Source organism: Anaerobacillus sp. MEB173 (assembly GCF_052119505.1).
Taxonomy (GTDB): Bacteria; Bacillota; Bacilli; order Bacillales; family JBJMAU01; genus JBJMAU01.
The window spans coordinates 101,913-116,390 of the sequence record NZ_JBJMAU010000006.1; the positions used below are offsets into that span (position 1 = coordinate 101,913).

The 14,478-nt window shown below is 41.5% G+C and carries 15 protein-coding genes; all 15 read left to right on the top strand.

What is annotated here, in order from left to right; all coding sequences use genetic code 11:
- The first annotated feature begins 196 nt into the window (after window positions 1–196).
- Entirely contained in the window at window positions 197–1,132 is a 936-nt protein-coding gene (gene hprK, locus ACJ2A9_RS13895) for an HPr(Ser) kinase/phosphatase (RefSeq protein WP_441422272.1), read from the top strand.
- A 135-nt stretch (window positions 1,133–1,267) separates the two neighbouring features.
- A complete protein-coding gene (locus tag ACJ2A9_RS13900; RefSeq protein ID WP_441422273.1) occupies window positions 1,268–2,224 on the top strand; it encodes a nucleoside recognition domain-containing protein in 957 nt (318 codons plus the stop codon).
- Window positions 2,221–2,868, top strand: a complete 648-nt coding sequence (ppaX, locus tag ACJ2A9_RS13905; protein ID WP_441422274.1) for a pyrophosphatase PpaX — start codon at window positions 2,221–2,223, stop codon at window positions 2,866–2,868. The genes ACJ2A9_RS13900 and ppaX overlap by 4 nt, the downstream gene beginning before the upstream one ends.
- Entirely contained in the window at window positions 2,865–3,389 is a 525-nt protein-coding gene (locus ACJ2A9_RS13910; protein WP_441422275.1) for an acyltransferase, read from the top strand. The genes ppaX and ACJ2A9_RS13910 overlap by 4 nt, the downstream gene beginning before the upstream one ends.
- Before the next feature lie 335 nt (window positions 3,390–3,724).
- Window positions 3,725–4,468 carry a CAP domain-containing protein gene (locus tag ACJ2A9_RS13915; RefSeq protein WP_441422276.1) on the top strand — a complete coding sequence of 248 codons (744 nt, stop codon included), beginning with the start codon at window positions 3,725–3,727 and terminating at the stop codon, window positions 4,466–4,468.
- A 649-nt stretch (window positions 4,469–5,117) separates the two neighbouring features.
- Window positions 5,118–6,296 (top strand): ATP phosphoribosyltransferase regulatory subunit, encoded by a 1,179-nt coding sequence (locus ACJ2A9_RS13920; RefSeq protein ID WP_441422277.1) that lies wholly within the window; start codon window positions 5,118–5,120, stop codon window positions 6,294–6,296.
- A 3-nt stretch (window positions 6,297–6,299) separates the two neighbouring features.
- Window positions 6,300–6,944: an ATP phosphoribosyltransferase gene (hisG, locus tag ACJ2A9_RS13925; protein WP_441422278.1), complete on the top strand. Its 645-nt coding sequence runs from the start codon at window positions 6,300–6,302 to the stop codon at window positions 6,942–6,944.
- The gene (gene hisD / locus ACJ2A9_RS13930; protein WP_441422279.1) at window positions 6,941–8,212 is read left to right on the top strand and encodes a histidinol dehydrogenase; all 1,272 of its coding nucleotides are present in this window, start codon (window positions 6,941–6,943) and stop codon (window positions 8,210–8,212) included. The genes hisG and hisD overlap by 4 nt, the downstream gene beginning before the upstream one ends.
- A complete protein-coding gene (gene hisB, locus ACJ2A9_RS13935; RefSeq protein WP_441422280.1) occupies window positions 8,213–8,803 on the top strand; it encodes an imidazoleglycerol-phosphate dehydratase HisB in 591 nt (196 codons plus the stop codon).
- Window positions 8,804–9,472 (top strand): imidazole glycerol phosphate synthase subunit HisH, encoded by a 669-nt coding sequence (gene hisH, locus ACJ2A9_RS13940; RefSeq protein WP_441422281.1) that lies wholly within the window; start codon window positions 8,804–8,806, stop codon window positions 9,470–9,472.
- On the top strand, window positions 9,441–10,160 hold the full coding sequence (gene hisA, locus ACJ2A9_RS13945) for a 1-(5-phosphoribosyl)-5-[(5-phosphoribosylamino)methylideneamino]imidazole-4-carboxamide isomerase (RefSeq protein ID WP_441422282.1): 720 nt from the start codon (window positions 9,441–9,443) through the stop codon (window positions 10,158–10,160). The genes hisH and hisA overlap by 32 nt, the downstream gene beginning before the upstream one ends.
- 245 nt (window positions 10,161–10,405) lie before the next feature.
- Entirely contained in the window at window positions 10,406–11,164 is a 759-nt protein-coding gene (gene hisF, locus ACJ2A9_RS13950; protein ID WP_441422283.1) for an imidazole glycerol phosphate synthase subunit HisF, read from the top strand.
- Window positions 11,161–11,799: a bifunctional phosphoribosyl-AMP cyclohydrolase/phosphoribosyl-ATP diphosphatase HisIE gene (gene hisIE / locus ACJ2A9_RS13955; protein WP_441422284.1), complete on the top strand. Its 639-nt coding sequence runs from the start codon at window positions 11,161–11,163 to the stop codon at window positions 11,797–11,799. The genes hisF and hisIE overlap by 4 nt, the downstream gene beginning before the upstream one ends.
- Window positions 11,800–12,026: 227 nt before the next feature.
- The gene (locus ACJ2A9_RS13960) at window positions 12,027–13,082 is read left to right on the top strand and encodes a tetratricopeptide repeat protein (protein WP_441422285.1); all 1,056 of its coding nucleotides are present in this window, start codon (window positions 12,027–12,029) and stop codon (window positions 13,080–13,082) included.
- 99 nt (window positions 13,083–13,181) lie between these two features.
- Window positions 13,182–14,132 (top strand): thioredoxin-disulfide reductase, encoded by a 951-nt coding sequence (trxB, locus tag ACJ2A9_RS13965; protein ID WP_441422286.1) that lies wholly within the window; start codon window positions 13,182–13,184, stop codon window positions 14,130–14,132.
- The last annotated feature ends 346 nt before the right edge of the window (window positions 14,133–14,478 follow it).

The following is a 14,478-nucleotide window of genomic DNA, read 5'->3' on the forward strand; positions in this document are numbered from 1 at the left end:
GAAAGAAACTACGAGGGTGTACTTTAAAATCCTCATTGATAGACTCAAGAAGATTTTCACTCTAAACTCTAAACTCTACACTCTTAACTAAGGAAGTGCTAAAATGGAAGGTGCTATTGTTTTTGGAATTGTTTGAAGTTATGTTGATTTGTATACTATATGAAATAGATAGGTTAAGATTTAGGGGGTAACCATTTTGGCGAAAGTAACAGCAAACGATTTAATTGAAAAGTTCCAGTTAGAGTTATTGTGTGGCGAGGAAGGGGTTTATCGCCCGATTACAACGAGTGATATTTCGAGACCGGGGATTGAAATGGCGGGCTTTTTCACGTATTACCCAGCCAAACGTTTACAATTGCTTGGAAGAACAGAGCTATCGTTTTTTGAGCAGCTGGATAAAAGTATCAGGGAAGAGCGAATTGAAAAGCTATGTACGTATGATACGCCTGGAATTATTTTGTCACGCGGCTTAGATGCCCCAGAGGAACTGCTTGAAGTCGCAGATAAAGTCGGTGTTCCTGTAATGCGTTCTTCGTTAACGACGACACGCTTAAGTAGCCAGCTAACCAACTATCTAGATGTTAAGCTTGCCCCGATGACAGCCATTCATGGTGTTCTTGTTGATATTTATGGAATTGGCGTGTTGTTAACAGGTGCAAGTGGTGTTGGTAAAAGTGAGACAGCATTGGACCTAGTTCGACGTGGGCATCGTCTTGTTGCCGATGATTCGGTCGAAATTCGTCAAGAGCATGAACATAACTTGATTGGTACGGCACCAGATTTAATTCAGCATTTACTTGAGATTCGCGGATTAGGAATTATTAATGTGATGACACTGTTTGGGGCGGGAGCTATTCGTCCTTTTAAAAGAATTGCGCTGGCGATTCATCTTGAGCTATGGGATCAAAATAAAATGTATGACCGCCTAGGACTGGAAGATGAAACAGTAAAAATATTAGATACAGAATTACCAAGAATCACGATACCAGTTCGACCAGGGAGAAACTTAGCGGTTATCGTTGAAGTAGCAACGATGAATTTCCGCCTCAAGCGAATGGGCATGAACGCCGCCCAACAATTCTCAGACCGCCTATCAGAAGTCATCGAAGAAGGAGATCGGGAGGAATTTTAATTCAGTTTAGAGTTTAGAATTTAGAGTTTAGAGTTGTTGTGGGGTTAGCCAAGATGTTTGGCTTCTAGAAAAGCTTTCACTAACTCTACACTCTACACTCTTAACTCTAAACTATAGAGAAAGGTTGTGCTTGGGATGAGGACGTTGAAGACGGGGTTGTTTGTTGGGTTGCAGACAACTTGGACGTTGGGGAAGATTATATTTCCGATTACGTTAATTGTAACAATATTAGGATACACGCCTGTATTGGGGTGGCTGGCAAAGGCAGTAACTCCTTTCATGGTATTGTTGGGGCTGCCTGGGGAAGCAGCCATTCCGTTGGTACTTGGAAATGTACTGAATTTATATGCCGCCATTGGGGCGATGCTGACGATGGATTTAACGGTGAAAGAGGTCTTCATTTTGGCGGTAATGCTCTCTTTCAGCCATAATCTCTTTGTTGAATCAGCGGTTGCGACAAAGGTTGGTGTATCTCTATGGATTGTTTTGGCTGTTCGAATCGGTTTAGCGGTCCTATCAGGTATTTTTATTAACTTATTATGGAGCGGTGGAAGTGAGAAGGCGAGCTATGGCCTTGTTTCATCATCGGGAGCAGAAGAGGTTACGGGCTGGGCTGCGATCGTTTATCAAGGGATGGAAAGTGCTACATTAGGAATATTACAGCTCGCCTTAATTGTCATTCCACTGATGATTTTTATTCAAATTATGAAAGATCTGCGTTGGCTTGATCTTTTTTCAAAATGGATGTCACCATTTACAAGGCTGTTAGGAATCAAAGAAAATACGTCAACAACGCTTGCTGCAGGGCTTGTGTTTGGTTTGGCTTATGGTGCCGGGGCAATGATGCAGGCGGTAAGAGAAGACGGAGTAAAAAAGAAGGATCTCTATCTCGCGTTTATTTTTCTCGTAGCATGTCATGCGGTCATTGAGGATACGCTTATTTTTATTCCATTAGGGATTCCTGTTTGGCCGTTGCTGCTGTTCCGCTTAATTGTGGCGGTGATATTAACGATTGCGGTGGCGATTGTTTGGAAACGATATGAGAAAAAAGTTGTGCACACAGACGAAGAACGAAAGGAAGCGACATTATGAAAATCGATACGATACTTTTTGATTTAGACGGGACATTAATTAATACGAATGAATTAATCATTGCTTCTTTTTTGCATACGTTAAATCATTATTACCCAAACCATTATCAAAGGGAGGATGTTTTACAGTTTATCGGACCATCTCTCATTGATAGTTTCAGTAAACTGAATCCGGAAAAGGCGGAGGAAATGATTCAAATGTACCGTCATTTTAATCATGAGAAACATGATGAACTTGTGGAAGAATATGAAGGTGTATATGAGGGGATTAAACGGCTGCATGAGGAAGGTTTTAAACTGGCGATTGTCACAACAAAAATTCGTGAAACGGCTGAAATGGGTTTAAAATTAACGGGACTTGATCAATTTTTCGATGTTCTTGTCGGGATGGATGATGTTGAGAAAGTAAAACCTGATCCAGAGCCATTAAATAAAGCAATGGCAGCATTACAGTCTTCACCAGAGACAACGCTTATGGTTGGGGATAATAGCCATGATATTCTTGGCGGTAAAAATGCGGGTACAAAAACGGCTGGTGTAGCTTGGGCAATTAAAGGAAGAGAGTATCTTGAGTCGTATTCTCCTGATTTAATCCTCGAGCATATGTCTGATCTTATTGACTATCTTGGAGTCGAGGCTAAGTGAGGAAGACGGAACGCTACCCTGTAAAAGAAGCCAATTCGCTATGGCAAATTTATAAAACCGTTCCATTTATGAAGGTTGTAAAAAATTTTGTTGTCATTCAAATTGCCCGGTATACACCGATCATCTCCTTAAAAAACTGGTTATACCGGACATTTTTACGGATGAAGGTCGGGGACCAAACAGCGGTTGCCTTAATGGTCATGATGGATATTATGTTCCCTGAAAAAATTACGATTGGACGCAACTCAATTATTGGCTATAACACAACGATCCTCGCGCACGAATACTTGATCAAGGAATATCGGTTAGGGGATGTTGTGATTGGCGATGAGGTGATGGTTGGGGCGAACAGTACGATTCTGCCTGGTGTCACGATAGGGGATGGAGCGATCGTTTCCGCAGGCACTCTTGTCCATAAGGACGTTCCTCCAGGAGCCTTTGTCGGGGGGAATCCAATGCGGATTATTTATACAAAAGAAGAAATGGAACAACGTGAAAAACAACAGCTTCACTCGGTATAAGAGTGGGGCTGTTTTGCTGTTTTTTGATTACATAATTTTTCAAAATGCTGTAACGTACAAGTAATGTGTGTAACAAAGGCTCTGTTTTTTGGAGCGTGTCAATAGTGAGTTGCTAGTAATAGGTGGGTCGTTTTACATTATAAGGTAAAATATACATAAAAAAACATGCGAGGCGAATTTCTTTGTCAGACAAAGTTCTAAATCGATTAGGATGCAAAAAGAAAGGTTAAGGAGCAATAGTTTGTCAGTCTATTTCCATTCCCTTCCATAAATGTTACAGAAAGTGCATGATACGATGATTACGTACCAACACAGCAACATTAGGAGGAAAAACAATGAAAAAATCTATCATGCTATCCATTGCTGCAGCAGTGGCATTATTCGTTGCCAATCCAGGTGAAGGGCATGCAAATACTGAAAAAACAAATCACAACGTCTATCAACAGCAATATGTTGTCTCTTTATCACAATTTAATCAACAAGACTTGCAAAAGATGATTGACAACTATGTAAAGAAATTAGAGCAACAGGGCTTTCAAGTAAATTGGCAGGTGCCTAAGCAACAAGCAAAAGAACCAAGTGCCCAGCAGCCGGTTCAACAGGAACCAGTGCAAGTACAGCCACCGCAACAGCAACAGCCAGTACAGAACCAACCTGCTCAAACAGAGCAGCCAATGCAAACGGAACAGCAGCAATCAGCATTAAGCCAGTTCGAATTAAGAGTAGTTGAGCTCACAAATGCAGAGCGTGCCAAACATGGATTAGCTCCTCTGCAAGTGGATGAGCAGTTAAGTAAAGTTGCTCGACAAAAATCAATCGATATGAAGCAAAATAACTACTTTGCTCACCAAAGTCCGACTTACGGATCACCATTTGATATGATGAACCAATTTGGTGTTCAATACCGCAGTGCTGCCGAAAACATCGCTATGGGTCAACGTTCTCCAGAGGAAGTGGTTAATGCATGGATGAACAGCAGCGGACACCGTCAAAACATCTTAAATTCAGGCTTCACACACATCGGTGTCGGTCACGCAGCTGAAGGCAACTACTGGACTCAAATGTTTATTAGTAAATAAAGTATATAAGAAACAGGGGGGCCTGTTCGGTTAGAGAAAAATGACTATTGACTTTGATAGTCATTTTTTTTTTTTGATGGGGTGACTCTGCTCGCTAGATGTGTGCTACACGGCCACAGGAGACCTTATTTGGTTCAAAAGTAGATAAATGAAAGGTTTCACGGCCATGAGAGATCTTATTACGTAAAAAAGAGATTGATATTAAGAGATCTAAGCCAAATAAGAGCACTGGTGTCCGCGTAGGTAAAAAAATAACGATTATTCAAGGGATAAGGTCTCTCATGTCCGCTTAACATATGACTAATCTCGAACCATCAACCTCCCGCCTCCCATCTACAAATACATCAATTTCTCAACAATATACAAGATTTTTTTTGAATTCACAGAATTCTGATATAATGGGGAAAAGCAGTTTAGAGTTGAGAGTTTAGAGTGTAGAGTTAATGAATGCATTTTCGGGGAAGTTAAACATCATTAAGGTTTAATATATTTTTTGCATCGTGGAGATAACGTTCAACAACTCTAAACTCTACATTCTAAACTCTAAACTACATGAACTTATTGACGAATTGGTAATTGAAGTGTAAACTACATAACAAGTCTTTATTATGGTAGTATGGTAGCGAACTAAAGTGTGGAGCGTGATAATATGACGAAACCATTCATGTTTGAAAAGCCGTTAGGGATGCGTGATACTCTTCCGCAGCTGTTTCAAACAAAACAAAATGTGAGAAATGTAATTAATGATGAGATTTCCAAGTGGGGCTATGACAGAATCGAAACGCCTACATTGGAATTTTACGATACAGTTGGTGTTGCTTCGGCTATTTTGGACCAACAATTATTTAAACTGCTTGATCAGCAAGGGAATACGCTTGTGCTGCGTCCGGATATGACAGCACCAATTGCCAGACTTGCGGCTTCAAGCTTACGAAATGAATCGTATCCGCTTCGGTTAACCTATGATACGAATCTCTTCCGTGCCCAGCAGCATGAGGGGGGACGACCAGCGGAATTTGAGCAAATTGGCGTTGAATTAATAGGCGATGGAACTGCAAGTGCGGATGGGGAAGTCATTGCCCTCATGATTGCCGCGCTGAAAAAAGCGGGAGTGGAAAACTTCCAGGTCGCGATTGGTCATGTTGGTTATGTGAATGCGCTTATGCTTGATATTCTAGGAAATGAAGAGCGTGCGAATGTGTTGCGCCGATACCTATATGAAAAAAATTACGTCGGCTATCGTCAGCATGTGAAGAGCCTCTCGCTTTCCTCCATTGATAAAGGTAGACTGCTAGACTTACTTCAGTTGCGCGGTGGTGAGCAGAAGCTCGATGAAGCGAAGAAACTCGTTCAAAACGAACAAGGTGAACAGGCATTAAACGAGCTGACGAAGCTTTGGGACGTACTAAAATGTTATGGTGTGACGGAATATTTGAAAATTGACTTAAACCTTGTCATGCACATGAGCTACTATACCGGTGTTGTGTTTGAAGGGTACAGCAGCAATTTAGGGTTTCCGTTAAGCAGTGGCGGGCGCTATGATGAGCTGCTCACGAAATTTAATCGTCCAGGTCCGGCGACTGGTTTTGGCTTACGTCTTGATCTCCTTGTTGAAGCGTTAGGGAGAACGGAAGAAAAACAGTCGAAAACGTGCATTGTATACAGCAATGAACGCCGTGCTGAAGCGATTGCCTTAGCCTCTGATAAAAGAGAAAGCGGGGAAACCGTTGTTCTTCAGGATTTAAAAGGTGTTAAGGAAGTCGATGTATTATCTGAACAGTTTGATGATGTGATTTATTGCATCGGCAAGAACGGGAAGGGGGAGTAAGCGATGAGTGAATTATTAACAGTGGCGATGCCAAAGGGACGTATTTTTGAAGAAGCGGTTGAGCTGTTACGCCGTGCTGGTTACCCGCTTCCACCTGAATTCGATGACTCCCGTAAATTAATCATTGATGTCCCGGAAGCCGGGATGCGTTTTATTCTTGCTAAGCCGATGGATGTGCCGACATATGTTGAGCATGGGGTTGCGGATATTGGGGTCGCCGGGAAAGACACCATGATTGAAGAAGAACGTGATGTGTATGAAATTCTTGATCTGCAAATCAGTGAATGTTACATGGCTGTAGCGGGACTGCCAACATATAAAAAAAGCAATGATATCGCGCCAAAAGTCGCATCAAAATATCCGAATCTTGCGGCAAGCTATTTCCGTGAGCAAGGTGAACAAGTTGAGATCATCAAGCTAAATGGTTCAATTGAATTGGCTCCACTTATTGGCTTAGCTGACCGCATTGTCGATATTGTCTCTACAGGCCGTACATTAAAAGAAAATGGCCTCGTTGAGCTGGAGTATATTGTGCCAATTACATCACGCTTAATTGTGAACCCTGTAAGCTATCGTATGAAAGATACGGTGATCGATGAAATGGCTGAGAAGCTTGCCCGTGTTATTGAAGAGGGGGAACAACAATGAAGATCGTCAAAGTAACTGATGAAGTTTCTCTAAAAAGAAACATTGATTCAGGAACAGAAATGCAGCGTGATGCGGTCAATAACATTATCGCTCAAGTGAAAGAACAAGGTGACAGTGCTGTTGCGACGTTAACGGAAAAGTTTGATGGAGCTAAGCTTACCAATTTTAAAGTAACAAAAGAAGAGATTGAAGCAGCTTATACGCAAATTGATGATGACATTATTGCTGCTCTTCGTGAAGCTGCAGACAACATTCGCGACTTCCATTCAAGACAAAAGCGTCAGTCATGGCTGACAACTAAGCCTGATGGTACAATTCTTGGTCAGCAAGTGACTCCGCTTGATTCGGTTGGCGTGTACGTGCCAGGTGGAACGGCGGCATATCCATCATCGATCATGATGAATGTCCTTCCAGCCCAAGTTGCCGGTGTTGAGAAGATCGTTATGGTATCTCCACCAAATGCCAATGGCGAGCTTCCTCCAGGTGTGCTCGTTGCCGCAAATGAAATTGGTGTAAAGGAAATTTATAAAGTCGGTGGAGCACAGGCCATTGCTGCTCTGGCGTATGGAACGGAAAACATCCCGGCCGTTGATAAAATTGTTGGTCCGGGCAATATTTATGTAGCCTTAGCAAAACGTGCGGTTTTCGGTCATGTCGATATTGATATGATTGCCGGACCTAGTGAAATTGTTGTATTAGCCGATGAAAAAGCAAATGCTAAATATATTGCCGCTGATCTACTTTCACAAGCAGAGCATGACAAATTGGCATCAGCGGTGCTTGTTACACCGTCACAGTTTCTTGCTGAGCAAGTGGCCGTTGAAGTTGAAAAACAGTTAGCAACGCTGCCGCGTAAAGAAATTGCTGCGGCATCGATCAACGATTATGGTGCGGCCTATGTGACTGAAGATTTAGCGGAAGCAATTGATGTTGTCAACCAGCTTGCACCAGAGCACTTGGAAGTTCTTGTACAAGAGCCGATGAACCTTTTAGGACAAATTCGCCATGCTGGAGCGATCTTTTTAGGACCTTACAGCTCAGAGCCTGTTGGAGACTATTTTGCCGGACCGAATCACGTGTTGCCAACGAACGGAACAGCGCGCTTCTCGAGTCCGTTAAATGTGGACGATTTTACAAAGAAATCGAGCATTATCTCATATAGCCGTCAAGCAATGTTAGAAAACGGTGAAAAAATTGCAAAGTTAGCACGTCTTGAAGGACTCGAAGCACATGCCAGAGCGATTGACGTACGATTGGAGGATAAATAGATGACAGAACGTAGAGCGAGCTTAGAACGTAATACAAATGAAACACAAATCCAATTAGAATTTGCTGTTGATGGTGAAGGAAAGTCTAACCTTGATACTGGGGTGCCTTTTTTAAGTCATATGCTTGATTTATTCACAAAGCATGGTCACTTTGACTTAACGGTGAATGCCAATGGTGATACGGAAATTGATGATCACCATACAACGGAAGATATCGGGATTTGCTTAGGACATGCGTTACGTGAAGCGCTAGGTGATAAAAAAGGGATTAAGCGTTACGGAAACGCTTTTGTACCAATGGATGAGGCACTTGCCCAAGTAGCCGTCGATTTAAGCAATCGTCCACACTTGGAGTTCCGTGCTGAGTTTCCAGCCCAGCGTGTTGGAACGTTCGATGTCGAGCTTGTCCACGAATTTTTATGGAAGCTGGCATTAGAAGCACGTATGAACTTGCATGTGATCGTTCACTACGGCCACAACACACATCATATGATTGAAGCAGTATTCAAAGCACTTGGCCGGGCACTTGATGAAGCGACAACGATTGATGCGCGCGTGAAAGGTGTTCCATCAACGAAAGGGATGTTGTAAATGATCGGAATTATCGACTATGGGATGGGCAATCTACACAGTGTCAGTAAAGCACTTGAACGCCTTGATTATGAGTATTTTATTTCAGAAGACCCTAGTGAATTGCAAAAAGCAAAAGGCTTAATTTTACCGGGAGTTGGCTCGTTTAAGGATGCGATGGTAGCACTTGAGCGTGACGGTCTAAAAGATTTTATTCTTGAATGGGTTGAAGCAGGAAAACCGTTATTCGGTATTTGCCTTGGAATGCAGCTTCTTTTTGAAGAAAGTGAAGAGAATGGGCTGACAAAAGGATTAAACCTCCTGCCAGGAAAAGTTGTTCGCTTCCCAGGTGTAACGAAATCTGGTGAATCGTATAAAGTGCCGCACATGGGCTGGAATCGTCTCAAGTTTCTTCAACCAGAGCATGAATTGTTAACCGAAGTGGAGCAAGGACATGTCTATTTTGTTCATTCATATGTTGTGCAAACTGACGACCGTGATGTGTTGCTGGCTGTTAGTGAGTATGATTTAGAAGTTCCTGCTGTTGTCGGTCGGGGCAATGTGTTAGGGGCACAATTCCACCCAGAAAAAAGCAGTGCAATAGGAATGGCGATATTACGCAACTTTGCAACGGTTGTTGAAGGGAGAACGAAATCTGATGAGCAATTTCATAATATATCCAGCAATTGATATGCGCGGCGGCAAATGTGTCCGCCTGATCCAAGGGGATTATAACCAAGAAACAGTGTATGGTGATTCACCATTTGATATGGCTAAACTGTTTGCCGATAGTGGCGCTGAGTGGATTCACATGGTTGACCTTGACGGTGCGAAAGATAAGCAACGCGTGAATCACGAGCATGTTGTTCGTGTTGCCAAAGAACTGAACGCGAAAGTACAAATTGGCGGCGGAATCCGTACAGCAGAAGATGTTCGGTACTACCTTGAAAACGGTGTGGACCGTGTCATTCTAGGAAGTGCCGCAGTTTCTGCCCCTGAATTTGTCAAAGAAATGCTTGCAACATACGGCGAAAAAATTGCGATCGGACTTGATGCACGTGATGGTTACGTCGCAACAGAAGGCTGGTTAGAGACATCAAAAGTAAAAGCAACTGACCTTGCGCAAGAGCTCGTAAAAGCGGGTGCACAAGTGTTTATTTTTACCGATATTTCACGTGATGGTATGCTCACAGGACCAAACGTTGAAGCAATCGCCCACCTTGCCGAAGTAACGGGCAAAGAAGTCATCGCCTCAGGCGGAGTCAGTAACCTAGCTGACCTTGAACAGCTAAAAGGTAAACAAGGCATCGCCGGCGCTATCGTTGGAAAAGCGCTATATACGGAGAAGTTTACGCTGGAGGAAGCGTTGAAGATCTAATTTAGAATTGAGAATGTAGAATTTAGAATTAAAAACGTGTTAGTTTAGAGTTGAATTAGTTTAGAGTTTAGAGTGTAGAGTTTAGAGTTGTTATTGGGTAACTCAGGAAGGTTTTTTAAGGCCTCTTCGAAATCACTCTAAAACACTCTAAACTCTAAATTCTAAACTCTAAACTAAAAAAGCTGTTTCAATTTAAGGTGCAGTTAATTAATATATGCTATAAACCAAAAAGAGGAGGGATGAACTTGTTAACTAAACGTATTATCCCGTGTTTGGATGTGAAGGATGGTCGGGTTGTTAAGGGAGTGCAGTTTGTTAGTTTGCGTGATGCGGGGGATCCTGTTGAGCTTGCTTCGTTTTATGACGAGCAAGGGGCTGACGAGCTTGTGTTTCTAGATATTTCGGCTTCAGTTGAAGGACGGGACACAATGGTTGAGGTTGTTGAAAAAGTGGCCGGACAATTGGCGATTCCATTTACAGTCGGTGGTGGAATTAATGAACTGGCTGATATGAAGAGAGTGCTTCGTGCAGGAGCTGATAAAGTTTCCGTCAATACAGCTGCTGTTCTTCGTCCTGAGCTTATTACTGAAGGATCCGATTATTTTGGCAGTCAATGTATTGTCGTGGCGATTGATGCGAAGTACGATGAAGAGATTAGCTCATGGCGTGTGTATACTCATGGGGGTAGAAACGCGACAGATTGGGAAGTGATCGCTTGGGCGAAGGAAGCGGTGAAACGCGGTGCCGGAGAGATTTTATTAACGAGTATGGATCAGGACGGTGCAAAGACTGGCTTTGACATTGCCTTAACAAAGGCTGTTGGTGAAGCGGTATCTGTCCCGGTGATTGCTTCAGGCGGAGCGGGTAATAAAGAACATTTCTTTGATGTTTTTGATCAGGCTAATGCGGACGCAGCGTTAGCAGCCTCTATTTTCCACTATAAAGAAACATCGGTGGCAGAGGTGAAAAACTATTTGCGTGAGAAAGAGGTTGAAGTACGATGAGTCTAGCAAACGTAAAATTCGATGATAAAGGTTTAGTCGCAGCAATAGTTCAAGATGCCAGAAGCAAAGAAGTACTTACTCTTGCTTATATGAATGAAGAGTCTCTTCAAAAATCAATTGAAACGAGAGAAACGTGGTTTTACAGTCGTTCTCGCCAAGAGTTGTGGCATAAAGGAGCAACATCAGGAAATACACAACAAATCATTGACCTCCGCTATGACTGTGACAGTGATGCAATTCTCGTTACGGTTGATCCAGCAGGGCCAGCTTGTCACAAAGGGAACTACAGCTGTTTTGCCGATTCACTGTTAGGTGAAGAAGTAACTGTGAAAAGTGACCGTTTTGCGATTATTAACCAATTAGAACAAATCATTGCTGAGAGAGAAGCGGAACGTCCTGAAGGTGCGTACACTACATATCTTTTTGAAAAAGGTGTCGACAAAATCCTCAAAAAAGTAGGCGAAGAAGCGGGCGAAGTCATTATCGCTGCAAAAAATAGAGATCCTGAAGAATTAAAATGGGAAACAGCCGATCTCCTTTTCCACCTCCTCGTTCTTTTACGTGAACAAAAGCTGCCACTAGACGATGTCCTAGCAGTGTTAGAAGAAAGATACACCAAGAAACGCTCAGAATAAATTTCTGGGTGTTTTTTCGTGAAGAAAGCTCTTTTAGTTTAGAGTGTAGAGTGTAGAGTGTAGAGTTATTTTAGCTTATTCAGCGAGGATTTCTTCCGTGAACTTTCTTACAGCTGCTTTGATATTACTAACACCTACTCTAAACTCTAAATTCTAAACTCTAAACTGCTTTTCTATGTTATACTTTCACTTGTGATTTAAATATTATTGATTTCTTGGAGGTTTTGATGAACAGTAATATTCATACGGCTAACAATGGGAAGCAGGTTATCTCTTTTACAAAGAACGGAGAGTACTTTTTTGAAAAGGGGATTCATGCTTACCAGAAAAAAGATCTAAAAAGAGCTGAAAAGTATTTAAGAAGAGCGATAAAACTTGAGCCGGATGAGCCTGTGTTTATTTGTCAGCTCGCTGCAATTTTAGCAGATTTGGGTGAGTATAATAAATCTAATGATTTACTTCTTTATGTTTTAGATGAAATAGATGGAGATATGAATGAATGTCACTTCTTTTTAGCAAATAACTATGCAAACCTCGGTTTGTTTTCAGAAGCTCATAAAGCGGTGAAAAAATATATTGAAAATGAGTTTGATGGTGAATTTTATGAGGATGCGCAAGATTTACTAGATTTACTGCTAGATGAAAATGAAGAGTTTGAGTTTCCTGAGGTTGAAGAGGACCGCTTAATTGTCCTGCATGAACAGGCAAAGACTTGTTTAGAAAAAGGCCAAATAAGTAAAGCGATAAAGGTTTTAGAGGATATGGTTGCGGAGTATCCGAATTATTGGACAGCACATAACCTGTTAGCAGAAGCGCTAGTTTTAGCAGGAAAAACAGAACTAGCGATTGAAATGCTAGAGAGAGTGATAGAAAAAGACCCAACCAATCTCAATGCCTATTGTAACCTTGTTGTTTTTTACCGAGAACTAGGTCATCATGAGAAGGTGAAAGCGGTAATTGAAGCATTGAAGGTCGTACATCCATTTAATATAGATCATTATTATAAGGTTGCAACAACATTAGGACTTGTTGAGGAGCATGAACAGGCCTATGAACGATTCCAGTTCTTAGCGAAAAAGGGCTTTGAAGGAAGCGCTGTTTATTATCACCGTTTCGCAGTCGCTGCTTTTCAGACTGGCAGAATGCAGAAAGCCGAGGCTCTTTGGGAAAAATCAGAAATGCGGGATGGGGAAGTAGCTCAGTTCTATTTGAAAAAGTTGAAAAAAGGACTTTTAAAACCAGAAGATGTGCAGTATAATTACATTATACCTACAGGGGTATGATTGAGCAGATCATTAGACGAAGCTGAAAAAATTCTTTACCATAAAAAAGTAAATAAATGTTTGAAGTAGTACTCATTAAGGAGAAGGAGAGTGTTACAAATGAGTGAAGAAAGAATTTATGATGTGATTATTGCTGGTGCTGGTCCTGCTGGGATGACTGCTGCTGTGTATACATCGAGAGCGAACCTGGATACGCTCATGCTGGAAAGAGGAGTGCCGGGTGGACAAATGGCCAATACTGAGGATGTAGAAAACTACCCGGGGTATGACCATATTTTAGGTCCGGATCTTTCTAATAAAATGTTTGAGCATGCCAAGAAGTTCGGTGCTGAGTATGCATATGGGGATATTAAAGAAATTATAGATGGAAAAGAATACAAAACGATTATTGCTGGTAGCAAAGAATATAAAGCACGTGCCGTTATTTTAGCGACGGGTGCAATGTACAAGAAACTAGGTGTTCCTGGTGAGAAGGAGCTTGCTGGTCGTGGAGTCTCCTACTGTGCCGTTTGTGATGGTGCTTTCTTTAAAGGGAAAGAATTAGTTGTTGTTGGCGGAGGGGATTCAGCGGTAGAAGAAGCTGTATACTTAACTCGATTTGCAACAAAGGTGACAGTAGTCCACCGTCGTGATCAGCTGCGGGCCCAAAAGATTCTGCAAAAACGTGCATTTGACAATGAGAAAGTGGAATTTATTTGGAACCATACAGTAAAAGAAATTAACGGTGAAAATAATAAAGTCGGCAGTGTTACACTAGAAAATACGCAAACTGGAGAAATACAAGAATTTAAGACTGATGGCGTCTTTATCTATGTAGGAATGGTACCTTTAAATGATGCTGTGAAAAATTTAAACATAATAAATGAAGAGGGCTATGTTGAAACGAATGAGAAAATGGAGACGAAAGTGCCTGGTATTTTAGCAGCCGGAGACATTCGTGATAAGACGTTACGCCAAATCGTTACAGCTACGGGTGACGGAAGTATTGCTGCTCAATCAGCACAGCATTATATTGAAAACTTAATGGAAGAATTAAAGGTGAAAAACTAGTTAGAAGTTAAAAGTTGAAAGTTAAGAGCTAACAACTAACAGCTAAAAATTAACAAAACGTAATTCGGTTTTAACTCTGTTGTAACAGTTATGAAATAAAAAGGGAGTATTATAAAGGTAAGTAATTGACCCCCTTTTTTTATATACCTTGGAAAACACGGATCAGAGCATCCGTGTTCTTTTTTTGTGTGAAAGGTTTTTAACTCTAAACTCTAAACTCTAAACTCTAAACTCTAAACTCTAAGTTTTCCTTAAATTCGTATATATATTCATCCTAACTTTGTCTATATTCAATGAAACCTCGAAAATTTGTAAAAAAACTTTTGATGGCATTATTAAATAAGAA